The organism is Gordonia jacobaea, assembly GCF_965344965.1.
GTDB lineage: Bacteria > Actinomycetota > Actinomycetes > Mycobacteriales > Mycobacteriaceae > Gordonia > Gordonia jacobaea.
Genome location: NZ_CBDRLS010000003.1, coordinates 344,949 through 367,955, shown reverse-complemented (window position 1 = coordinate 367,955; position 23,007 = coordinate 344,949). Strand labels below are relative to the sequence as shown.

Below are 23,007 nucleotides of genomic sequence, written 5' to 3'. Positions count from 1 at the left end.
TCTGTGGATGGTGTCTGTGCGTGTGAGGCTGGGGGGTGTGCGGCTGAGGGGGTCTAGTGGCCCATGCCGAGGCCGCCGTCGACGTTGATCACGTTGCCGGTGACATAGGCCGAGTCGTCGGACGCGAGGAAGCTGACCACTGCGGCCACTTCTTCCGGCTGCCCCATGCGCTTGGCGGGGATCGCCTGGTCGACGGCCGTCTTGGTGTACTCCTCGGGCAGCGACCGTGTCATGTCGGTGTCGATCAGACCGGGTGCGACGACATTCGCGGTGATGTTGCGTCCGCCGAGCTCACGGGTCACGGAGCGGGCGAGGCCAACCAATCCAGCCTTCGACGCCGCGTAGTTGGCCTGCCCCGGGGTGCCCATCAGCGCGACGACCGAGCCGAGGTAGATGAACCGACCCCACCGCTTGCGCAGCATGTCGCGCGTCGCGGCCTTGGTGACGCGGAATGCGCCCGTCAGGTTGGCGTCGACGACGTCTTCGAAGCTCTCGACGCTCATCCGCATCAGAAGGGTGTCTGCGGTGATACCGGCGTTCGACACGACCACCTCGACCGGCCCCTGGTGCTCTGCGACCTCTTTGAACGCGGCGTCGACGGATGCGGTGTCGGTGACATCGCACGTCACGCCGAACAGGCCCTCGGGGGCGCCGGAGCCGCGGTGGGTGACGGCGACCTTGTGACCGTCCGCGGAGAGCCGGCGAGCGACCGCGAGACCGATGCCGCGGTTGCCTCCGGTCACGAGAACCGAACGCGAGACACGGCTGGGAGATTCATTGCTCTGCGACATGGGTTACAAACCTATCGGTTGCGAGTGCGTGTGACGTCGGCAGGGTCGATGCGGTGATGATCGCCGACGATCAGGGTAATCGCTGGTTGATGAGCATCGCACCGCCCGCGGCGAGGATGACGAAAATGGTGCCGGCGAGCAGCCATGGCCACGAATCGTCGCCCTTGCGGTACTCGTAGCCGATCTCCTCCTGCAAGGTGCTGTAGACCTTGTTCAGCTCATCGAGACTCGACGCCGTGAAGAACCGGCCGCCGCTGAGGTTGGCGATCTTGCGCAGCGACTCGTCATCAACCGGAACCGGAACCTGGTCGCCCTCGAGATCGACGGTGCCTGTCGAGGTACCGAACGAGATCGTGGAAACGGGGATCTTCTCCTCTTTCGCCTTGCGAGCGGCGGTGAAGGCTCCGCGCGGGTCGTCCGGGTCGTCTGGCACGGTCTCTTTACCGTCGGAGAGCAGCACGATGCGCGCGGGTGGTGCGCCCTCGTCTCCGCCGAGCACCGCGTTGAGCGTCTGGATCTGCTGCAGAGCGGCGAAGATTCCCTCACCGGTCGCCGTCTTGTCGGCGAGCTGCAACTTGTCGACCGCCTGCTTGGTGGCGTCGTGATTCGGCGTAGGGGTGACCAGCGTCGACGCCGTGCCGGCGAACGAGATCAGTCCGAGGTTGATGCCGTCGGTGAGGTTGTCGGCGAACTGTTTCGCCGCCGACTGTGCCGCCTTGATTCTCGACGGTGCGACATCGGTGGCGTTCATCGAGCGCGACACGTCCATCACCAGGATCACCGTCGCCTTGTTCCGCGGGATCTTGCGGTTGGCCTGCGGTCCGGCGACTGCGACCACGAGCAGCACCAACGCCAAGAGCAGCGCGACCATGGGCGCGTGGCGCACCCAACGCTTCCACCGCGGCTCTGCGGGCACGATGCGGTCGAGCATCTCGGTGTTGGCGAACTGCAACGCCCGCTGGCGCCGCATCCGGAGCATGTACCAATAGCCTGCGCCGAGGGCGGCGACGAGGACGAGCGCGAGCAACCACCATGGGTGCGAGAACACTGTCGTCCTCACCCAACCCCGGCGGCGAGTCCGCGGCGACGACGCCCCACGAACTTCACCATGTCGTTGATCCAGTCCCGGTCGGTACGCAACGACAACACGGGCCCGCCACAGCCACGGATGGTCCGATGCACCTTCTGCTGGTGAGCTCGGGCAGCGTCGGCGAAGTCGCGACGCAACGACTCGGTGATCGTAACCTGCCTGATCTCACCCGACTCGGCGTCGGCGAGTGTGACGTCGCCGATGGGTGGCAATTCCAGATCGCGTGGGTCGAGAACCTCGATCGCCAGGAGTTCGTGATGGGCGCCGATGGCGCGAAGCGAGCGCTCCCAGTCGATCGGACCCAGGAAGTCGCTGATCACGACCGCCAGGCCGCGACGCCGCTGCGGTCGGCGCAGCGCTTCGAGTCCTGCCTTGAGATCGCCCCGCACGCCGGGTTCCGCGCGACGGGTGGTGGCGATCGTCTTCAGCAGACTCAGGTCGTGGGCACGCCCGGCGTGGGCGGGTACGCGGACGATCTTGTCACCGGTGCACACCACCGCGCCGTGGCGATTGCCACCACCGGAGGTGAGATGCACGATGGCCGACGACGCGGCCACCGCGAGCTCGCGTTTGGTGTGGGCGACGGTGCCGAAGTCGAGGCTCGCTGACGCGTCGACGACGAGCCACGTCTCGAGCTCGCGGTCGGCGATCATCTGTCGGACATGGGGTTGGGTCGTACGGGCAGTGACCGACCACTCCATCCGGCGGATATCGTCGCCGGGCTGGTACGGCCGTGCCTCTCCCGGTTCGGAACCCGGTCCCGGAATCAGTCCCTGGTGTTCGCCCTGCAGCACGCCGTCGAGCTTGCGGCGCACCGTCAGTTCGAGCGACTTCAGCGCTGCCGAGAGCTGCGGTTCGTCGAGCAGGCCTGATTCGAGCGACGGCAGTGTGCTGTTAGCCGCCATACCGCGCTGACGTCTGGTTGGCCGGACCCGCCGGGTAGCGGCCCTGTGCACCGTTGACCGGCTGTTCCTGTTGCGGGGGCTGCTGCGGGTTCTGACCGGGTGCGCCGTTCACGCCCGGGGCCTGTGGTCCGACGCCGGGCTGACCCGGCATCGCCTGCATCGGCGGCGCCTGCTGCTGCACGGGCTGTGTACCCACCTGCGGCAACCCGATGGTCTGCAGGATGCGGTTGATGATCTGGTCGGCTGTGACCTCGTCGGCGAGAGCGTCGTAGCTCAGCACCAGACGATGGCGCAGGACGTCGGGGATGAGCTCGACGATGTCGGCGGGGATCACGTAATCGCGACCACGCACGAGTGCCAGCGCGCGGGCAGCCGCAACGATGCCGAGCGTCGCACGCGGTGAGGCGCCGTAGGACAACCAGGAATCGACGTCGTGCAGACCGAGCTCGGCGGGACGTCGGGTCGCGTTGATGACACGGACGACATAGTCGACCAAAGCATGGTGGACGAACACATTGGCCGCGGTCTCCTGCAGCCGGATCGTCGTCTCCGGATCGAGGATCTGCGCCGCGCTCGGTGGCACATTGCCCATCCGGTAGACGATCTCGCGCTCTTCCTCGACCGACGGGTAGTCGACGAGGATCTTGAACAGGAAGCGGTCGCGCTGTGCCTCGGGCAGCGGGTAGACACCCTCGTTCTCGATGGGGTTCTGCGTCGCCATGACGAGGAACGGGCTCGGCATCGGATAGGTGGTTCCGCCGATCGAGACGTGCCGCTCGGCCATCACCTCGAGAAGAGCCGACTGCACCTTCGCCGGTGCACGGTTGATCTCGTCGGCGAGGAGGAAGTTCGCGACAACCGGGCCCAGCTCGGTGTCGAACTCTTCACGACCCTGGCGGTAGATGCGCGTTCCGAGCAGGTCGGTTGGCACGAGGTCTGGCGTGAACTGAACGCGGGAGAAGTTGCCGCCGATGACCTTCGCGAACGTCTCGACCGCGAGCGTCTTGGCCACACCGGGGACACCCTCGAGGAGGATGTGCCCGCGAGCGAGCAGTCCGACGAGGATGCGCTCGACGAGCTGATCCTGGCCGACGATCACACGCTTGACCTCATAGATCGCACGTTCCACGAGCTTCACGTCGTCGTCGCTGAGCGTCACCGCTCCCCCGCCCGAGTTCGACGCGGCGTGCGCCTGCTCAGTGTTCGGATGCGAAGAGGTCAACCCCTACTCCTAAGGTTCGTCCGGATACCGGCGCAGCCGCGTTGTGCCTTCGCAGAATCGGTTGCCGACATGATTGCAAGCCAGCCTAGCCGTGCGTCCTGAAAACGCGCCAAGAAGGTCGTTCGGATGGCGCGGCATCACGGCATCCGGCTCGGTGCGGAATCAGAGCAGGCGCACCACGTTGGGCATCGCGCCCGCCGTCCGCAGCGGCGACACCTTGACGACGTCGCCCGACTGCGGCGCCTCGACCATCTTGTTGTCGCCGAGGTAGAGCGCGACATGCTCACTCGCATTGGGTCCGTAGAAGATCATGTCGCCACGCTGCATCTGCGCCAGCGGCACCTGGGGACCCGATGTGTACTGGTAGCCCGTGTAGTGCGGGAGCTGGATACCGACGCCGCCGAACGCATACATCATGAGACCCGAGCAATCGAAGCCGACCTTGTTGTAATCGCCGTAGCTGTCGGCAACACCACCGTCGCGGATACCGAGGGTGGGACCGTTGGCGTCACCACCACCCCACGCGTAGGGCACGTTGAGCTGCGAGAGCGCGCGGTTCACCACGATCTCGACGGCCTGAGGGCCACGCAGACCAGGACGCACCGGCCCACCGCCACCCGAGGAACTGCCGAACAGCGTGCCGAGACTGCCGGAACCGAGCCTGCTGGCGATGCTGTCAGCACCAGAGGAGCCCAGCGACGCACCCCCGAGGCCGAGTTCGTCGAGGAGTTCCGAGTGCGGGATCTGCGCCTGGCCGACCATTGCCGCGAGCGCCTTCTGGCCAAGGTCTCCCGCGAGACGAGCGGCGGCCTCCGCGGCCACCTGAAGCGCTTGGTTGTCACTCGTCCCTTCGACCTGAGTCGCGCCGGGCGCGCTCGGACGAGGTCCCGGGAGTCCCGGGATTCCGGGGAAGAGTCCCGACAACAGGTCGGTCGGCGCGGGAGCGTCGACCTTCTTGGGTGTTGTGACCGTGCCACGCAGCTTGTCGAGTTTCTGCTGGACCGAATCACGTTGAGTCACGAGCGAATTGCGACGCTGCTGTTCGTTGAGCATCGCCGACCGGGCTTCGCGTACGGCGGCAAGTGCGTCGTTCTTGCGCTGCTCCGCGCCCGAGGTGGCAAGCGCCGCCTGCCGTTTGAGAGCTTCGAGCGCCGACACCCTGTTGGCTTGTTGGTTGCGGGCCACCTGCAGGCGACGGATCGTGTCCTGCTGGTTCCGGGCGAGCCGGTCGAGCGTCGACATCCGCTCGAGCACCCTGTCGGGATTGTCGGAGGACACGTACTTGGTCATCGAACTCGACGTGGTGCCATTCCGATAGACATCACGGATCAGTGCATCGAACGATTTCTGGGCGTCTTTGGCAGCACGGTTGGCTTTGGTGAGAGAGTTCTCGGCGCCGGATGCCGCCTGGGTGGCCAGCTGCTGCGCCGCGATCGAGTTCTGATAATCGGCAAGCGACCTGTTGGCGTTCTCCTGGCGAACGGCGACCGCTCCGTCGAGATCCTTGATGTTCTGATTCGCCGTTGCGATCTGATTGATCAACGTCGACACCGCGCTCGTCGGCTTTTTCGGCGCCATCGCGCCAGGAGCGGCCAATGCCTGGCCCGCACCCATTCCGCTGAGTATCGCGACCGCAAGTACGGCCCCTAGACGTGCGAATCGCGGCCTACCCCGCCCCGGGGTACCACGAGCCACACCGGTGGTCACTCGCCTCACGTGAAACTCCTCGCCCTCGCCGGCGATGTCATGCCTCGAGTCGCACCGTCTCGAGTCGCACGCATCTCCATGTCCGAACACAGGGTGCACGTCTTCCCCAACCAACCAACGTGCATCACCTACCACATGTGGTGCATTGGATACCAACAGCAACACAAGCGACATGAGAACCGTACGTCACATCGGACACACGAGAAAACCGCTGCAACGAATTACATAGGGGTGATTACCTGGGAAAATGCCGTGAACAGCCCAAAGGGTGACATGACTTGCCAGGTATCGAATTGGCAACAGAGCGTCGAACGACGACAAGACCCGGTTGTGCCGTACGACCCGGGTCCGAGCTTCGCGAGGTTGGTTGGTGCAGCCTGCCTCAGCGGGCGGACGACTCAGTAGCCGACACCACGTCGTCACCCGAGGTCGACTCGGCTGATCGCGGCGGTTGTGCAGCCGGTTGCGCGACCTCACCGCGGCGCCGACGCGCACGTACGGTCCGCACACGGGCGAGCACGGCACCGATGATCGTCACGACCACCAGGAGAAGCGTCACGAGCGTCCAGTCGATCTGCGGCGACGTCAGTTCGTCGTACATCTGCGTGGCGGCGACGGACGGATTCTGCAGCGTCAGGTCGTCCATGGCCTGCTCCTGCACCACGCGACTGAAATCGGCCGACGAACTACCGACCGAGTTCGGGCCGATGACCAGTACGGTCCCACCGACCTCGGACTGCAACTGGGTGGCGATGTCGCGGTAGTAGGTGAAGTTCGGCTGCGGCACGGTCAGAACGACCACGTTGAGGTCGTGCCCGTCAGACTCGGCGCGGGCCACGAGGGCGCGAAGCGCTGGTTCCTGATCGGCGGGTGCGGCGACGTGGTCGGCAAGCAGCTCTTGCCGCAGGGCCGTCATGTCGACATTCGCAGGAATGATCGCGGGGTAGCCCTGTGGACCTGGACTCATCGGCTGTACCCAACTTTCTGTTCTGCTCGAAACTGCGTGCACCTACCGCATGCTCCGAACCGCATGCGCGCTGCCACGACAATCCTGCCCAATGGGTCGTCGCGGCCGGGGACCCACCCCCGCGTGTCACCGGAGAAGGTTTCGCAGCCATTAAATGTCGCCGACGCGCACACGACCGCGTGACCCTCGCCTCGTGCCATGCGACAGAATGGAGGATGCTGTAGGTAGGCGGTAAACGGGCGTGTCGCGTGTTGTAAACAGTACAGCCGTACTGTTAGGATGACACGGTGACCACGGCGGCCCCGTGGCCGCCCCGCGAGGGCAGGGAGGCATCGGTACCACCCACCGGCGCCACCGACAGCACTCGAACACCCGGCGCAGCCCGTCGGGTCACGGTCGGAGTCGACGAGCGGCGTTCGTCGACGAGCCGGCCAAGCAGTCCACGTGCGCACACGTGAGATGTCGAACGACGCCGACGCAGCCCGTCGGCACGAGGAGAGTGGATTAAGTCGTGAGTATCAATTCCTTTGGCGCCCAAGGCACCCTCGAGGTGGGCGACAAGTCGTATGAGATCTACCGGCTGAGCGCTGTCAAGGGAACCGAGAAGCTCCCTTACGCACTCAAGGTCCTCGCCGAGAACCTGCTTCGCACCGAAGACGGCGCGAACGTCACCAAGGACCACATCGAAGCGATCGCCAACTGGGATCCCTCGGCCGAGCCGAGCATCGAGATCCAGTTCACCCCGGCTCGCGTCATCATGCAGGACTTCACCGGCGTCCCCTGTGTGGTCGACCTGACCACCATGCGCGACGCGGTCAAGGAACTCGGCGGCGATCCCGACAAGGTCAACCCGCTCGCACCCGCTGAGATGGTCATCGACCACTCCGTCATCATCGAGGCCTTCGGCAACGCGCAGGCATTCGAGCGCAACGTCGAGATCGAGTACCAGCGCAACGAAGAGCGCTACAAGTTCCTCCGCTGGGGCCAGGGCGCATTCGACGACTTCCGCGTCGTGCCGCCGGGCACCGGCATCGTGCACCAGGTCAACATCGAGCACCTCGCCCGCTCGGTCATGGTTCGCCCCAACTCCGAGGGCACCGAGGTCGCATACCCCGACACCTGCATCGGCACCGACTCGCACACCACGATGCAGAACGGTCTCGGCGTGCTCGGATGGGGCGTCGGCGGTATCGAGGCCGAGGCCGCCATGCTCGGCCAGCCGGTTTCGATGCTCATCCCGCGCGTCGTCGGCTTCAAGCTGACCGGCGCGGCCAAGCCGGGCGTCACCGCGACCGACGTCGTGCTGACCATCACGGAAATGCTGCGCAAGCACGGCGTCGTCGGCAAGTTCGTCGAGTTCTACGGCAATGGCGTCGCCGAGGTCCCGCTGGCCAACCGCGCCACCATCGGCAACATGAGCCCCGAGTTCGGCTCCACCTGCGCGATCTTCCCGATCGACGGCGAGACCATCAACTACCTGAAGCTCACCGGCCGCAGCGCGGAGACGCTGGCCCTCGTCGAGGCATACGCCAAGGAACAGGGCATGTGGCTGGAGAAGGACGCCACCGAGCCGCAGTACTCCGAGTACATCGAGCTCGACCTGTCGACGGTCGTCCCGTCGATCGCAGGCCCGAAGCGCCCGCAGGACCGCATCGAGCTCTGGGATGCCAAGAACGCATTCCGCAAGGACATCCACAACTACGTCGAAGAGGGCAACACGCCCGCCTACAACGGTGTCGACGAGTCGAACGCGGAGAGCTTCCCCGCCTCGGACTCCCCCGCCATCGACCCCAATGGCGCGAAGCTCTCGTTCGCCGATGACGGCTACGAGCCCGCCCACAACGCCAGCAAGGGTGCTGAGGGTCGTCCGTCGAAGCCCGTCAAGGTGTCGTCGACCGAGCGTGGCGACATGATCCTCGACCACGGCATCGTGACGATCGCGTCGATCACGAGCTGCACCAACACGTCGAACCCGTCGGTCATGCTCGGCGCTGGCCTGCTCGCCAAGAAGGCCGTCGACAAGGGCCTGACCTCCAAGCCATGGGTCAAGACCTCGATGGCCCCCGGATCGCAGGTCGTGACCGGCTACTACGACAAGGCGGGCCTGTGGCCGTACCTGGAGAAGCTCGGCTTCTACCTCGTCGGCTACGGCTGCACCACCTGTATCGGTAACTCGGGCCCGCTGCCCGAGGAGATCTCGAAGGCGATCAACGACAACGACCTGACCGCGACCGCGGTGCTCTCGGGCAACCGCAACTTCGAGGGTCGTATCAACCCCGACGTGAAGATGAACTACCTCGCGTCACCCCCGTTGGTCATCGCCTACGCACTCGCGGGCACGATGGACTTCGACTTCGAGTCCGATCCTCTCGGCCAGGACGAGAACGGCAACGACGTCTTCCTTGAGGACATCTGGCCGACCAACGAGGAGATCGCGCAGACCATCTCGAACTCGATCAGCCCCGAGCAGTACGCCGAGGACTACGCCGACGTCTTCAAGGGCGACGAGCGCTGGCAGAGCCTGCCGACCCCCGAGGGCAAGACCTTCGACTGGGACGACGAGTCGACCTACGTGCGGAAGCCTCCGTACTTCGACGGTATGAAGCTCGAAGCCGATCCGGTCTCCGACATCAAGGGCGCGCGCGTGCTCGCGAAGCTCGGCGACTCGGTGACCACCGACCACATCTCCCCCGCCTCGACGATCAAGCCCGGCACGCCCGCCGCGCAGTACCTCGACGCACACGGTGTGGCTCGCAAGGACTACAACTCGCTGGGTGCCCGCCGCGGTAACCACGAGGTGATGATCCGGTCGACCTTCGGCAACATCCGCCTGGCCAACCAGCTCGTCGACGTCACCGGTGGCTACACCCGCGACTTCACGCAGGAAGGCGCTCCGCAGTCGTTCATCTACGACGCCGCGCAGAACTACGCGAAGGAAGGCACCCCGCTCGTCGTGCTCGGCGGCAAGGAGTACGGCACCGGTAGCTCGCGTGACTGGGCAGCCAAGGGCACCAGCCTGCTGGGCGTCAAGGCCGTCATCACCGAGAGCTTCGAGCGCATCCACCGCTCGAACCTCATCGGCATGGGCGTGATCCCGCTGCAGTTCCCCGAGGGCGAGTCGCACAAGTCGCTGGGCCTCGACGGCACGGAGACCTTCGACATCACCGGCATCGAGGAGCTCAACAACGGCACCACGCCGAAGACGGTGCACGTCACCGCCACCAAGGAAGACGGCTCGAAGGTCGAGTTCGACGCCAAGGTGCGCATCGACACACCCGGTGAAGCCGACTACTACCGCAACGGCGGCATCCTGCAGTACGTGCTCCGCAACATGATCAAGAGCTGACAGGGCGATAGCAGTGCCCAAGGTCAGTGATGACCGCCTTGCCGCGCGTCGTCGGGAAATTCTCGACGGCGCGCGGCATTGCTTCGCGGAGTACGGCTACGACGGAGCGACGGTCAAACGCATCGAGGAGTCGACAGGACTCTCTCGCGGTGCGATCTTTCATCATTTCCGCGACAAGGAGGCGCTCTTCCTCGCGCTCGCGCGGGAAGACGCCGAACGCATGGCCGACGTCGCGGCAGAGCAGGGCCTTGTTCAGGTCATGCGCGACATGCTCGCGCGCCCACAGGATTTCGATTGGTTGGGCACGCGGCTGGAGATCGCGCGCAAGCTCCGCACCGACCCGACGTTCCGGTCGGCATGGCTGGAACGCTCGGCTGAACTCGAGAAGGCCACGCTCGATCGCCTCGAACGCGGCCGTGAGACCGGCCGACTGCGAGACGACGTCCCCACCGACGTTCTGCTCGACTACCTCGACCTCGTCCTCGACGGGCTGATCACCCGATTGGCGTCGGGACGTCCTACCGACGACCTGTCGGCCGTTCTCGATCTCGTGGAGGCATCGGTGCGCTCGCGCGCCACCGCGGAGTCATGAGATCCCTTGCCGTGCAAGGAAGTCTGCGGATCTCTGGGCAACGAGTTCCCAATTGTCGTCGATCACCAGTGAGTGACCGGCGCCGGGAATCTCGACGAGTTCGGTCGCTGACGGATTCGTGCGTTGCTTCGCGAACGCCGCTCGAGTCATCACGCCTGGCGCAATATGGTCCTTCTCGCCGGTAATCAGGAGCATCGGGCCTCGCTCGGGATTGCGCTTGTCCACCTTCGTCTTGGCCCACGGGTTGAAGTTGGCTGTCGCGGCTTGGAACAGCGGGCGCCCGGGCCCCGGCGTGTGCTGTGCGTCGTACAGTTCCCGTGCCTGAGTCTCGTCGACCGCATTGGCGAATCCGTAGCGAAACTGATCGAAGGTCAACGTGACGGTCCGTCCGAAGGTGAACGGGTTGCCCAGCACCGGCAACGCGGACTTGATGGTCGAGACCGGCAGCGGGAGCACGCCCTGGCTCGGCGCGGGGTCGATCGACACCGTTGCGGCTGCCACTCCGCGCCCCGCGACCATCTGCACCACGAGCCCGCCGAAGCTGTGCCCGATCAGCACAGGCTCGACGTCGAGTTGCGCGACGACCGCTGCCACGTGGTCGGCGACGTCGGCGATCGACGTGCCGTCAAGCGACTCGGGGTGGGCGTGGGCGAGTGAGGTTGTCGGCTGGTCGCCCGGCCAGTCCACCGCGACGGTCGCGAAACCCTTGGCATCGAAGAAGTCTCGCCACGGATTCCAACTTTCGGCCAAGAGCCACAACCCGTGTACGAAAACCACGGGCCGTTTGCCCGACGCATTGGCTGTCGCTATGTCGCCGGACTCTCGGACACTGATCGATGACAATGTCATGGGGCCATCCCTAGGTAGAACGAACGTTCTGTTCATTGTTTGGGTGCGACACTCGATACGTCAAGACCTACGACTGGAGAGTGATGGTGATGGGCACCACTAGTGCGCCGCGCGACAGGCTGGTCGAGACCGCTTCGCGGCTGTTCTACGCGGAGGGCATCAAGGGCGTCGGCGTCGACCGCATCCTCGCCGAGGCGGGAGTCACACGGGCAACCATGTACCGCCATTTCGCAGGCAAGGAGGCACTCGTCGTTGCGTACCTCGATCGGGAAGATGCGACGATCCGCGGTTACTTCGATGCGGCCACCACGGCCGGGGGATCCCCGGGCGAGCTTCTCGGGGCGGTGATCGAGGGTATTGCGACCGATGCGACGCGGTACCACACCAGGGGCTGTCCGTTCATCAACGCCGCTGCTGAGTATCCAGATCCCGATGGCTCGGTTCGACAAGTGGTGCGACGCCACCGCGAATGGTTCCGAGCCTCCTTGAGCACGCTCTGCGACGCGGCGGGCATCGCAGACTCCGACACGGCTGCCGCCGAGTTGGTTCTGCTTCGTGACGCCGCGTTGGTCGGTGTCTATCTCGATGGCGACGGCGTGATGACGGCGTTTCGTTCGGCCGCGCGGCGCTCCGTCGGACTCGGCTGAGTCGGATCACTGCCGCCATCGGATTCCGAACCCGATGAGCAACCGAATCACACGACAGAAGTCCCATCACGGCCCCACCGAACTATCGCTCGGTATACGATCTCGCATGAGATGTCGATCACAATCGACATCGTCCGTATCCCGAGTCATCGAGGAGATAGTCGTGTTCCCAGGAACCATCGCCGCAACCACACCTGACAAAGCCGCCGTAGTCGACGCTGCCACCGGAACCGCCCTCACCTATCGCGAACTCGATGACAACTCCGCGCGCTTGGCGAACCACCTCGACGAACTCGGGCTACGTCCTGGCGACACCATCGCGATGGTGTCGCGCAACAACCTTCACATGTTCGAGGTGTACTGGGCAGCGATCCGCAGTGGCCTCTACGTCACCGCGATCAATCATCACCTGACCGCGGACGAAACCGCCTACATCCTCACCGACAGCGCGGCGAAGGTGCTGTTTGCCGATGCCGCTGTGGCAGAAGCGGTCTCGACGAGCGGCGAAATCGCAGCACTTGCCGAAACAGGCCATCGCATCGCGTGGGGTGGGGTCATCGATGGCTTCGAACCCTACGACGACGTCTTGGCGGCAGCACCGGACACGCTGCGTACCGACGAACCCCGCGGCACCGACATGCTCTACTCGTCGGGAACCACGGGACGCCCCAAGGGGATTCGCACACCGCTACCGGACGGCTTGGTCGCAGAAGTCCCCGATGCGTACACCGCGATCTTCAGCCCGCTCTACGGATTCGATGCCGAGAGCGTCTATCTATCCCCAGCGCCGTTGTATCACGCTGCGCCACTGCGCTTTTGCGGCGTCACCAATTCTGTCGGCGGCACCGTGGTGTTCATGGACCACTTCGAGCCGGAGGAAGCACTGAGTCTCGTCGAGGAGTATCGCGCCACGCACAGCCAATGGGTGCCGACGATGTTCATCAGGATGCTCAAGTTGCCCGCGGATATCCGCGACAAATACGACGTGTCGAGCCTGAAGGTGGCGATCCACGCCGCAGCCCCGTGCCCCGCCGAGGTCAAGCGCGCGATGATCGAATGGTGGGGTCCGGTGATCCACGAATACTACGCATCGACCGAGGCCGCGGGCGCGACGTTCATCGGCCCCGAGGACGCGTTGACGCATCCCGGTTCCGTCGGACGAGCGGGCATGGGCGTCATCAGGATCTGCGACGACGCCGGCGACGAGATGCCCGTCGGCGACGTCGGCCTCGTGTATTTCGAGCGTGAGACACCCGCTTTCGAGTACCACAACGACCCGGGCAAGACGGCGTCGGCGTATCACCCGAAACACCCGACATGGGCAACAACAGGCGACATGGGCTACGTCGACGATGAGGGTTTCCTCTATCTCACCGACCGCAAGGCGTTCATGATCATCACCGGCGGCGTCAACATCTATCCCCAAGAAGCCGAGAACGTACTCATCAACCACCCGGCCGTCTACGACGTCGCCGTGATCGGTGTGCCCGATGACGACCTCGGCGAGGTCGCCAAGGCGCTCGTGCAACTCGATCCGGCGTACGAGGCCTCGCGGACGCTTGCCGACGAGCTCCTCGACTTCGCGGGCGATTCGCTTGCGCGGTACAAGGTTCCACGCTCCGTCGATTTCGTTGCAGATCTGCCTCGTACACCCACCGGCAAGCTGGTCAAGGGCGAACTCACGAAGCGGTATGCGGCGTCGAGATGAGCAGTGGTCGCCGTCGAACGCGTGAATGACACCAGGTAACGCGTCGATAACGGTTCTTCGCGCGTGTTAACGATCCCCCTCCCGATTCGGACTCATCAGACATCGGGGGTCACACAGTGATCCGATTCGGGTCGGGGAGATCGCGAGTCCGCTCATGCGTACCGTCACACATTTCCGTTCTTTCTCGAGCACACTCATCGTCGTCGCGGCGTGCCTGTCTCTCGGGGTGGGTGGTGCCCACGCCGACGTCGACACGACCGCGCCGTCGGTGACCACCCCATCCACCACGGCACCGACAACCACGACGCCGCCGACGACAACACCGCCAACAACAACCACGCCGCCGACAACCAACCCGCCCTCGTCATCGACCCCACCGAGCACACCCGCGAGCACCGAAACGTCCACGCCCACAAGCCCTGTCGCGTATGGGTCCGTGATGATCAATGCCGTGCTCGACGGCGCGCACGACGGGGTCAACGGCGTGTTGGTTCGTCTGGTCGCGGTAAACCCCTACGTCACGACCCTGCCCGCGACCGTGCAGTCCCCGACCGGGACGGTGAGTGTCCTTGTGCTCGAAGTACCCGCGGGACTGACGCTCGTGGGGCCGTCGTCGTTCAACATTCCACTCGAGCGTGGTCGGGACATCATCTACACGATCCACTTCACCGCAAAGGGCACGTCAGGCCCGGGAACAACGAATCCCGGACCCTCGGCTCCCGGCCGTGATCCGGGCGCACGCACTCCGCTGAGTTCGATTCCCTCGGGGCCCGTCGACCGGCCGTGAATGCACCGCCACGTACAGGCCGTACGACGCGTGAATGATTTCCGCCCGCCGACGGCCGCAGGCGATAACGAATCGATTGGCCCACCCGACTTCACGGGTGTCGGGGCCGTCCACCCCACCGAAAGGCTCACTCCAATGTCGAAACGATCACCCAAGCACCCCAGCAGATTCCGCACTCCGCGGACAAGCACCGCAGCCTTTGCGGCGGGAATCCTGCTCAGCCTTGCGATGGCTCCCGCAGTCGGTTCGGCGGAAACCCCGTCGACCTCGTCGACCACGGTCGCACCCGCCACGACGGTTGACCAGCCGACGACGCAGTCACCTTCAACCACGACACCCGCCACCACCGATCCGTCAGTCCCGAGTTCGTCGGTACCGAGTACCCCCGCCCCCGGTCCGTCGACGACCGTCGAAGCGCCGACGTCGACAACCCCGAGTTCTCCGACGACCCCTCCGGAGTCCGGGACCGCACACCTCTATGTCACGTCATTCATCCCCTACCCCAACGGCATCACGCCGGTGCAGGGTGCTCGGGTACGTCTCACCAACAACGAGACCGGCGCGGTAACGATGGTCACCGCCCCCGCCGAACTGACCCTGAACGTGGGAACCTACAGTTTCGAGACGATCAGTTGGCCCGACGGATTGAGGCTGATTTCGGGAAGCGGCACAGTCGAACTCGGACTGCTCGGCAACCATATCCAGATTTCCTTCGCACGCACCGACGGCGGCGGAGATGGTTCCGGAACCCTACAGGTGGTCAAGGCCGACAGAGTCACCGGCGCCAAGCTGCCGGGAGCGAGCTTCGTCGTGTCCACCTGCTCCGGGGATGTGTTGGGGTGGGAAACCACCGGCGAGGGCGGCGTGGTCAACCGTGAGGTGGCACCGGGCTGCTACCGCGTCAAGGAGACGGCGGCACCGAAAGGCTATGTGCCCGAGGGTCGCTCGTACACCGTCGACGTGTCCACCGACAAGGTGTCGACGGTGACGGTCTACAACACCCCCGTCGACCACGTGACCGACCGCAATCCGTCGGGCAGGACATCGCTGTCGTCGATTCCGTCGGGACCGGTGGATCGACCATGAAAACCACGCCGATACGCACACTGTTCTGCCTGCTGGCTCTGAGTCTGACGCTTCTCGTCGGCTGCTCGACACGCACGAGCGAATCGTCCGTGGCAACACCGTCTGCGCAGACCCAGCTACCCGCACCCGTTGCCGCACGCACCGACGAGCCGGCCGCACCGAAAAGTATTGAGGTCGGCGGTGATTCCGCTGTCACCGATGCGGTTGCGACGGATACGACCGGTGCGCTCCTGCCGCCACAGGACGTCCATCGTCTCGGCTGGTGGGTCGATTCGGCGTTACCCGGATCGGGCAAGGGCACAATCGTCGTGACCGGCCACGTCGACGAGGCCTCGCAGGGGCGTGGCTTCGCCGCCCGGTTCAGTTCTCTCACACCGGGAACCGATGTCGCGGTCACCACCGCGAAGGGTGAGACCGTCCACTACCGGGTGCGTAATGTCCAGAAGGCCGACAAGGAGGAGGGCTTTCCCGCAGAGGAACTCAACCGCCTCGACGGTCCGGAAACCCTCGCCCTTGTCACGTGCGGCGGGGCGTTCGTCGGTCCCCCACTCGGCTACGCCGACAACATCATCGCCTGGGCGACGCGAGCATGAACGGCCGATTCGTCCGTGTGACAACGACTCTCACGGTCGTCGGCGCAATGACGCTTGCCGGAATCGTCGGAGCGTCGGCGGCCGCCTCGGCCACACCCGGTTCGGGAACGTTCACCGTGACGACGCGCGACCAGCAACCGAGTCGATCCATCGGAACCGGCGTCGACCGCAAGGGCGGATTCGACGACGGGTCGGGCCAACTGCGGATCGCAGTCCGCGACCGCATCGACGGCCACCCGCTGCCGGGCGCGCGGTTCGCGATCACGACGTGCGCCGGGCAACCCCGTGGCTCAGGTGTCACCGATGCACAGGGACTGCTGATTCGTTCGCTGCCGACGGGCTGCTACCGCGCTCGCGAGGTAGCAGCTCCCAGCGGATACATCGCGAACGGCGCGTCGGGAACGATGCACGTCGAGTCCGATGCCACCGATCATCACGAGATTCTGGCCACTCCCGTCGGTCACGTCAGCACGCGGGACGTCGGCAAGCGCGTGCAGTTGTCGGGCATCGTGGCCGGACCGACGGAGCGGCCCTGATGCTTGCCAGCCTCTCCTACTTGATCACCCACTGATCCGTCGGTGTGCCGGCGGGCAGCGTGTAGCGGCCAGCCACGGCCAGGTAGTCGTCGAGGAACACCGATCGGCCACCCACGGTTGGCGGCCACCTGTGGGCATCGATGGGCAGAGACAACGTTCCACCGGTCACCGTGACCGTCGCACTGCTGCGCGACGGCAGATAGAGCTCGGAGTTGGTGTTCACGATGCGTATTCCGAGGCGGTGCCCAGGCGCCACCAACCAGTCGTTGGGGAGCAACCGGAATGTCGTCGTCGCGGCGCCGCGTTCGAGAACCGATGCGGCACGGGTGATCCGAGTCGCCTGCACGGATGGGGGGAGATCGTAGAGGTCGACAACCAGATGCGCGCCCGCCTGAGCGGTCGTCGTGCGCACCGACACCTGTGGCGCCCCCGAGATGCGGACGGACCTGCTGACCGGCGCGCTGACCCGCCACAGTCCCGGGTTGCGATCGAGTCCTGACGGCGCCGAGATCTCCGAAGCCTGGGTTCCGTATGAGCCGACTGCCGTGACGCCGTCACGATAGCTTCCGGTCGGAAGTGCGACCGTCTGCGTGGACGTCTGCATCGGCCACGACGGCTGCGCACGCCACGACCCGGTGTTGTCCTCCACGACGATGGACGGATCGCTTGCGACGTCAGTGCCCTTGAGATACCTGTCGTACCAGCGCATCACCTCGGCGAACCATCCGGGTCGCCCCATCGCCAGTCGCCCGTCGGCGGCGGTCTCGTTGCCGCGCACGTGGTCCCACATGCCCAGCCACGCCCTCGTCGGAGCCTTGCGCCCGGCGATCGTCTCGTATAACCCGTCGGGCCACGTGTTGTTCTCGATCAGGCCCTGGGTGAGAAACAGCGGCACCGGCGAGTCGTGGGCGGCCTCGGCGAAGCCCCGCTCCCGCCAGTACGACGAGTTGTGATCCGAATCAGCCATCTGCGCTGATGCGTTGCGCGACAAGCACTCCGGATGCTGGAGCTCATACAGCGAGGACTTCATGTAGCGCGCGTCGTCGCCGAACGGCACCCCCGACGCCGAGGCAATCTGGTCGTACCAGATCCCCATGTAGAGCGAGTTCAGGTAGCGCACACCGTTTTGATACAGGTAGCGATAGCCGTCGTACATCGGCTCTTGCGCGACCACCGCGCGCAGCCCCTTCGGGGCCAGTGCCGTTCCCATGATCCCGGTGTTGCCATCGTAGGACTTGCCGTACATGCCCACAGCGCCGGTCGACCACGGCTGACTCGCTGCCCACTCCACCGCTGCGCGCACGTCGGCCTGCTCACCCGGCCCGTCGTAATCCAGGCATCCCGTACTCCCTCCGAATCCTCGGAGGTCGACCATCACGTAGGTATACCCCTTGCGCATGAGGTCACCCTGGGTGACCAGATCGGAGAATCTGTCGTTCGGCTGTGCGGGCGGAAGGGGCTTATAGGTGAATCCGTCGAGCGCACCGGCGACGCCACCGGAGCCCGAATGATTGAAATACGGACTGACACTGAGGATTACGGGCGTCTTCGCGCTAGCGGACAGGTGCGCGGGCCGCAAGATGTCGGCGTGAAGGACGGTGCCGTCCTTCTCGGGGATGTAGGCCTGCGACCAATGCGCCCCCGGCGCCCAGGCGACATTCTCGGACTGCATTGGGGCCGCCTGGGCGGCTCCGGTCGGCACCACGAACCCTGCGGACACAGTCAGCGCGGCGATCGCCGCGACGAGCCACGAACGGCGACGATGCGCCGCCGTCACCGGACCTCCCCGAACCGTGCAGCGAGGAAAAGGATGAGCGATCGCAAAGGTTGCCGCACGGACGCTTTACTCCTAGGTGAGGTGGATACCGGGCGCTCACATGAATGATTCGTGACGCTCAGACAAACCTTGCACGGCTAATGAAGATTGGCAGTGCGTCCACGCCACTTGGGCAGCGATTCACCTCACAGCAGAGATGGGAGCGCAATCACGACGAGAAAAAGGGAGTGATCTGCGCGTCACGCGAGCTCGATGAGCTCCTGGTATTCGTCGCTCCAGTGGTCTTCGGTGCCGTCGGGCAGAAGAATCACGCGTTGCGGATCGAGCGCCGCCGCGGCACCGGGGTCGTGAGTAACGAGGACCACGGCGCCGGTGTAGCTGCGCAGGGCGTCGAGCACCTGCTCGCGCGAGATCGGGTCGAGGTTGTTGGTCGGCTCGTCGAGCAGCAGCACGTTGGCCGCCGACGACACGAGTCCTGCCAGCGACAGTCGCGTCTTCTCACCACCGGACAGCGTGCCTGCGGGTTGGTCGAGCTGAGGTCCGGTGAACATGAAGGCACCGAGCAGGCTACGAAGATCCTGTTCGCCTGCGTCGGGCGCGGCGTGCCGAATGTTCTCCCACACCGTCGCCATGTCGTCGAGGGTGTCGTGCTCCTGCGCGAAGTAGCCGATCTTGAGTCCGTAGCCGGGCTCTAGCGAGCCCGTATCCGACGCCTCGACACCGGCGAGCACCTTGAGCAGGGTGGTCTTACCGGCACCGTTGAGTCCGAGCACGACCACACGACTGCCCTTGTCGATCGCGAGGTCGACGCCGGTGAAGATCTCGAGCGAGCCGTAGGACTTGCTCAGCCCCGACGCCATCAGCGGCGTCTTGCCACACGCCGCGGGCTCCGGGAAGCGAATCCGGGCGGTGCGGTCGGCCACCTGCTCCTCGTCGAGGGAATCGATCATGCGATCGGCGCGCTTGAGCATCTGTTGTGCCGCAGTGGCTTTCGTGGCCTTGGCGCCGAGCTTTGCCGCCTGTGCGCGCAGCGCGGACGCCTTCTTCTCCGCATTGGCGCGCTCACGCTTACGACGCTGCTCGTCGGTTGCGCGTGCGTCGAGGTAGCGCTTCCAGCCCATGTTGTAGACGTCGGCTTCGCCGCGGACGGCGTCGAGGAACCACACCTTGTTGACCACGTCGGCCAGCAGGTCGACGTCGTGGCTGATCACCACGAGTCCGCCCTCGTGGTTCTGCAGGAAGCTGCGCAGCCAGGTGATCGAGTCGGCGTCGAGGTGGTTGGTCGGCTCGTCGAGGAGCAGCGTCGTCGCAGATTTGCCCGAGCCGTCGGAGGCTGCGAACAGGATGCGGGCGAGCTCGATGCGACGGCGCTGTCCGCCCGAGAGCGTGCGCAGCGGCTGGCCGAGCACGCGGTCGGGCAATCCGAGGCTGTTGCAGATGCGCGCGGCCTCGGACTCGGCGACGTAGCCGCCGAGGTCGGAGAAGCGCTCTTCGAGACGGCCGTAGCGTGCGACAGCCTTGTCGCGCACCTTGTCGTCGGCGGCCTCGGCCATCAACGCCTGCTGCTTCTCCATCTGATGCATGATGTCGTCGAGGCCACGCGCGGACAGCACTCGATCGCGTGCGACTACGTCGAGGTCGCCTTCTTTGGGGTCCTGCGGCAGGTAGCCGAGATCGCCGGTCCTGGTCACCGTCCCCGCGTAGGGTTCGGTCTCGCCCGCGAGAATGCGCAGCGAGGTCGTCTTACCTGCGCCATTGCGGCCGACGAGGCCGATCCGGTCGCCGGGTTGAATACGCAGAGCTGAGCCGGGCGCCGACAGCAGGGTCCGAGCGCCCGCTCGAACTTCCAGGTCGGTCGCGGTGATCACGACGGTCCAGTCTACTGTGCGCAGGCCCGTGGTTTTTCCACCCCGGGCGGCCGCGACTTCCTCACGTCGCTCGATACGGTGGCAGGGTGACCGAACGCACAGCTGAACCCACCGGAATGTTGCCGACACCCGATCTCACCGGGCGATCCGCACTCGTCACCGGCGCGAGCCGCGGCATTGGATTGGCCATCGCCACCGAACTCGCCCGTCGAGGCGCCACGGTGGTCATCACCGGCCGTAAACCCGAACCGCTGCAGCAGGCGGCCGAGTCGATCCGGACTGCGGTCGACGGGGCGAAGGTCGACATCTGTCCCGGCAACACCGGCGACGCCGCTCATCGGGCCGACGCCGTTGCGACCGCGGTGCGGCTCGGGGGCGGAATCGACATACTGGTCAACAACACGGGAATCAACCCGACGTATGGGCCTCTCGTCGACGCCGATCTCGACGCGGTGCGCAAGATCTTCGACACGAACGTGGTCGCCGCCCTCGGGTTCGTGCAGGAGGCATATCGGGCAGGCATGGCCGAATCAGGAGGAGCTGTGCTCAACATCGCCTCGGTCGCCGGAATCCGCTCCACCGGAGTCATCGCCGCCTACGGGGCGTCGAAAGCCGCGTTGATCCGCCTGACCGCGGAGCTCGCGTGGGAACTCGGGCCCAAGCAGATCCGCGTCAACGCGATCGCGCCTGCCATCGTCAAGACGAAGTTCGCCGACGCACTCATCGCGGGCGACAACGAAGAGCGCGCGATTGCCGGCTACCCGCTGCGCCGACTCGGCAACCCGGAAGACATCGCGCAGGCTGCCGCCTTCCTCGTCAGCGACAACGCGTCGTGGATCACCGGTCAGACCTTGCAGGTCGACGGCGGACTGTTGGCCACCGGATCGATGTGACCGTGTCCCGTTCGGCGGTGGTGGTCGGCGGCGGTCCGGCGGGCAGGGGCCTGGCCCATCGCCTGCGCCACCACGGGGTGGATACCACTCTCGTCGATCCCCACCCGGACAGGGCGTGGCACGCCACCTATGCGGCATGGACCGACGAACTGCCGAACTGGTTGAGCGACAACGCGATAGCAGCGCAGACCGACGCCGTGCAGGTGTCTGCGCGAACCCGTCACGAGATCGCCCGCGGATACACGGTTCTCGACAATGTCGCTCTCGCAACCGAATTGAACCTCGACGGCGTGGCGCTGGTGGCGTCGGCCGCGACGTCGGTGTCGGCTGATCGGGTGGTGTGCGCTGACGGTTCGGTCGTCCAGGCCGACCAGATCGTCGACTGTCGAGGTGCGCTGCCGCACGACGCCCCGTACCAGACCGCGTTCGGGATCGTCGTCGACGCGACGGACGCGGAGGCGGTACTCGGCGGCACGGGCGCTCTGCTCATGGACTGGGCGAGTCCTCGCCAGCTCGGTGCCGCAGGCTCACCACTACCGTCGTTTCTCTACGCCGTGCCGCTCGGTGATGGGACTGTGCTGCTCGAAGAGACCTGTCTCGCAGGGCATCCCGCGCTGTCGATCCCAGACCTCGAACACCGCCTGCGCTTTCGATTGGGCGACCACGAACCGACCGTGCTCCGCACCGAGGTGGTGAACTTTCCGCTCGTCGGCGCGTCGACGACGCCGTGGCGCGACCCGGTCTTCCGGTTCGGCGCGGCGGGTGGGATGAAGAATCCGACGACGGGCTACAGCGTCGCCACCTCCCTCGCCTGTGCCGACACCGTCGCGGTCGCGATCGCGGACGGCGAGGACCCGAAGGCCGCGCTGTGGCCGGCATCGGCACGTTCGGTACACGAACTCCGAATCCGCGGCCTCTCGGCGCTGCTGGATCTCTCGGCCGAGCAGACCCTCGACTTCTTCGATGCCTTCTTCACCATGCCGATCAGCGCCCAACGCAGCTACCTCAGCGAGCGCGACAACCTCGCGGGCACACTCGAGGCGATGGGCCGCGTGGTCAAGGGCGTCGGAATGCGAACCAGGATGACGATCGCCCGCGGTGCGGCGACCGGTCACGGCTGGTCCGACGTGTGACCGGTCAGGCGAGCGGTGCCGTCAGGGTCACCGACGTCCCGGCCTGAGCGCCCGCCACTGCTCGACGATCTCGTCAACGTCGACGACGTGGGCAGTGACGACCGACGGGAGTCCGGCCCGCGTCGTCAGATGTGCTTCGCGCACACGGCGATTGAAATCGGCGAGGATATCGCGCACCGCTGATTCGTCGGCGATGTCGGCCAGGGAATCGGGAAACCCTTGCGCCTCTTTGCGGAGTTGCAGCGAGGCGGGCAGCAGGGCCGTCGAATCAAGTCCTTCGTCGCGGATCTTGCGCTTGACCCACCAGTCGGGGTCGTCGGTATCGGAGAGGTCGAGCGGCTTGCCCATGCCCGGCAGGTTGTCGAACTCGCCCCGCTCGGTGGCCTCGCGGATCATCTTCTCCACGCGCGTTTCGTACGTGGGCGGCTTCCAGCGGCGGACACGACGAAACCGTCCTTCGGGTTCGTCCATGTGTTCAGGCACCGGGGTGTCCTGTCACCGTGTCTCCGA

Annotated in this window: 20 protein-coding genes; 10 read left to right on the top strand and 10 right to left on the bottom strand. The window is 65.6% G+C overall.

All coding sequences use genetic code 11. From position 1 onward, the window contains the following. Positions 1-53: 53 nt before the first annotated feature. The 6 genes from fabG1 to ACRVY7_RS12485 form a co-directional block, all read right to left on the bottom strand. On the bottom strand, positions 54-791 hold the full coding sequence (fabG1, locus tag ACRVY7_RS12510) for a 3-oxoacyl-ACP reductase FabG1 (RefSeq protein WP_064870763.1): 738 nt from the start codon (positions 789-791) through the stop codon (positions 54-56). Positions 792-861: 70 nt separating this feature from the next. After that, positions 862-1,839: a VWA domain-containing protein gene (locus tag ACRVY7_RS12505; RefSeq protein ID WP_431817268.1), complete on the bottom strand. Its 978-nt coding sequence runs from the start codon at positions 1,837-1,839 to the stop codon at positions 862-864. Between the two features lie 8 nt (positions 1,840-1,847). After that, positions 1,848-2,786: a DUF58 domain-containing protein gene (locus ACRVY7_RS12500; RefSeq protein ID WP_049697325.1), complete on the bottom strand. Its 939-nt coding sequence runs from the start codon at positions 2,784-2,786 to the stop codon at positions 1,848-1,850. Then, the gene (locus tag ACRVY7_RS12495) at positions 2,776-4,008 is read right to left on the bottom strand and encodes an AAA family ATPase (protein WP_431817267.1); all 1,233 of its coding nucleotides are present in this window, start codon (positions 4,006-4,008) and stop codon (positions 2,776-2,778) included. Before ACRVY7_RS12495 ends, ACRVY7_RS12500 begins: the two co-directional genes overlap by 11 nt. A gap of 162 nt (positions 4,009-4,170) precedes the next feature. After that, a complete protein-coding gene (locus tag ACRVY7_RS12490; RefSeq protein ID WP_431817514.1) occupies positions 4,171-5,703 on the bottom strand; it encodes an NlpC/P60 family protein in 1,533 nt (510 codons plus the stop codon). Positions 5,704-6,097: 394 nt separating this feature from the next. Next, a complete protein-coding gene (locus ACRVY7_RS12485; protein ID WP_064870766.1) occupies positions 6,098-6,682 on the bottom strand; it encodes an Rv1476 family membrane protein in 585 nt (194 codons plus the stop codon). A gap of 511 nt (positions 6,683-7,193) precedes the next feature. Here ACRVY7_RS12485 and ACRVY7_RS12480 point away from each other — a divergent pair. Then, complete coding sequence (locus tag ACRVY7_RS12480) at positions 7,194-10,028, top strand: aconitate hydratase (RefSeq protein ID WP_431817266.1); 2,835 nt, start codon at positions 7,194-7,196, stop codon at positions 10,026-10,028. 13 nt (positions 10,029-10,041) lie between these two features. Continuing rightward, the gene (locus ACRVY7_RS12475; RefSeq protein ID WP_005202820.1) at positions 10,042-10,620 is read left to right on the top strand and encodes a TetR/AcrR family transcriptional regulator; all 579 of its coding nucleotides are present in this window, start codon (positions 10,042-10,044) and stop codon (positions 10,618-10,620) included. On the opposite strand, the gene ACRVY7_RS12470 is transcribed toward ACRVY7_RS12475, so the two are convergent. Then, positions 10,615-11,469: an alpha/beta hydrolase gene (locus ACRVY7_RS12470; RefSeq protein ID WP_431817265.1), complete on the bottom strand. Its 855-nt coding sequence runs from the start codon at positions 11,467-11,469 to the stop codon at positions 10,615-10,617. The genes ACRVY7_RS12475 and ACRVY7_RS12470 overlap by 6 nt on opposite strands. An 89-nt stretch (positions 11,470-11,558) precedes the next feature. Here ACRVY7_RS12470 and ACRVY7_RS12465 point away from each other — a divergent pair, with 89 nt between their 5' ends. The 6 genes from ACRVY7_RS12465 (at position 11,559) to ACRVY7_RS12440 (ending at position 16,826) form a co-directional block, all read left to right on the top strand. Further along, complete coding sequence (locus ACRVY7_RS12465) at positions 11,559-12,116, top strand: TetR/AcrR family transcriptional regulator (protein WP_431817264.1); 558 nt, start codon at positions 11,559-11,561, stop codon at positions 12,114-12,116. A 163-nt stretch (positions 12,117-12,279) separates the two neighbouring features. Then, positions 12,280-13,824: an acyl-CoA synthetase gene (locus tag ACRVY7_RS12460; protein WP_431817263.1), complete on the top strand. Its 1,545-nt coding sequence runs from the start codon at positions 12,280-12,282 to the stop codon at positions 13,822-13,824. Positions 13,825-13,978: 154 nt separating this feature from the next. Next, on the top strand, positions 13,979-14,611 hold the full coding sequence (locus tag ACRVY7_RS12455; protein ID WP_431817262.1) for a hypothetical protein: 633 nt from the start codon (positions 13,979-13,981) through the stop codon (positions 14,609-14,611). A gap of 135 nt (positions 14,612-14,746) precedes the next feature. After that, positions 14,747-15,697: an MSCRAMM family protein gene (locus tag ACRVY7_RS12450; RefSeq protein WP_431817261.1), complete on the top strand. Its 951-nt coding sequence runs from the start codon at positions 14,747-14,749 to the stop codon at positions 15,695-15,697. Beyond that, positions 15,694-16,290: a class F sortase gene (locus tag ACRVY7_RS12445; protein WP_431817260.1), complete on the top strand. Its 597-nt coding sequence runs from the start codon at positions 15,694-15,696 to the stop codon at positions 16,288-16,290. Before ACRVY7_RS12450 ends, ACRVY7_RS12445 begins: the two co-directional genes overlap by 4 nt. A 17-nt stretch (positions 16,291-16,307) precedes the next feature. Beyond that, positions 16,308-16,826, top strand: a complete 519-nt coding sequence (locus ACRVY7_RS12440; RefSeq protein WP_431817259.1) for a SpaA isopeptide-forming pilin-related protein — start codon at positions 16,308-16,310, stop codon at positions 16,824-16,826. A 16-nt stretch (positions 16,827-16,842) separates the two neighbouring features. On the opposite strand, the gene ACRVY7_RS12435 is transcribed toward ACRVY7_RS12440, so the two are convergent. Both ACRVY7_RS12435 and ACRVY7_RS12430 read right to left on the bottom strand, forming a co-directional pair. After that, the gene (locus tag ACRVY7_RS12435; RefSeq protein ID WP_431817258.1) at positions 16,843-18,603 is read right to left on the bottom strand and encodes a CocE/NonD family hydrolase; all 1,761 of its coding nucleotides are present in this window, start codon (positions 18,601-18,603) and stop codon (positions 16,843-16,845) included. 239 nt (positions 18,604-18,842) lie between these two features. After that, on the bottom strand, positions 18,843-20,471 hold the full coding sequence (locus tag ACRVY7_RS12430) for an ABC-F family ATP-binding cassette domain-containing protein (RefSeq protein WP_005202799.1): 1,629 nt from the start codon (positions 20,469-20,471) through the stop codon (positions 18,843-18,845). A 116-nt stretch (positions 20,472-20,587) separates the two neighbouring features. Between ACRVY7_RS12430 and ACRVY7_RS12425 the strand changes: the two genes are divergently transcribed. Together ACRVY7_RS12425 and ACRVY7_RS12420 are read left to right on the top strand one after the other, a co-directional pair. Next, positions 20,588-21,364 carry an SDR family oxidoreductase gene (locus tag ACRVY7_RS12425; RefSeq protein ID WP_039854571.1) on the top strand — a complete coding sequence of 259 codons (777 nt, stop codon included), beginning with the start codon at positions 20,588-20,590 and terminating at the stop codon, positions 21,362-21,364. Continuing rightward, on the top strand, positions 21,361-22,497 hold the full coding sequence (locus ACRVY7_RS12420) for a lycopene cyclase family protein (protein WP_431817257.1): 1,137 nt from the start codon (positions 21,361-21,363) through the stop codon (positions 22,495-22,497). The genes ACRVY7_RS12425 and ACRVY7_RS12420 overlap by 4 nt, the downstream gene beginning before the upstream one ends. Positions 22,498-22,524: 27 nt before the next feature. Here ACRVY7_RS12420 and ACRVY7_RS12415 read toward each other — a convergent pair whose 3' ends face one another. Continuing rightward, positions 22,525-22,968 carry a DnaJ family domain-containing protein gene (locus ACRVY7_RS12415; RefSeq protein ID WP_431817513.1) on the bottom strand — a complete coding sequence of 148 codons (444 nt, stop codon included), beginning with the start codon at positions 22,966-22,968 and terminating at the stop codon, positions 22,525-22,527. Positions 22,969-23,007: the final 39 nt, after the last annotated feature.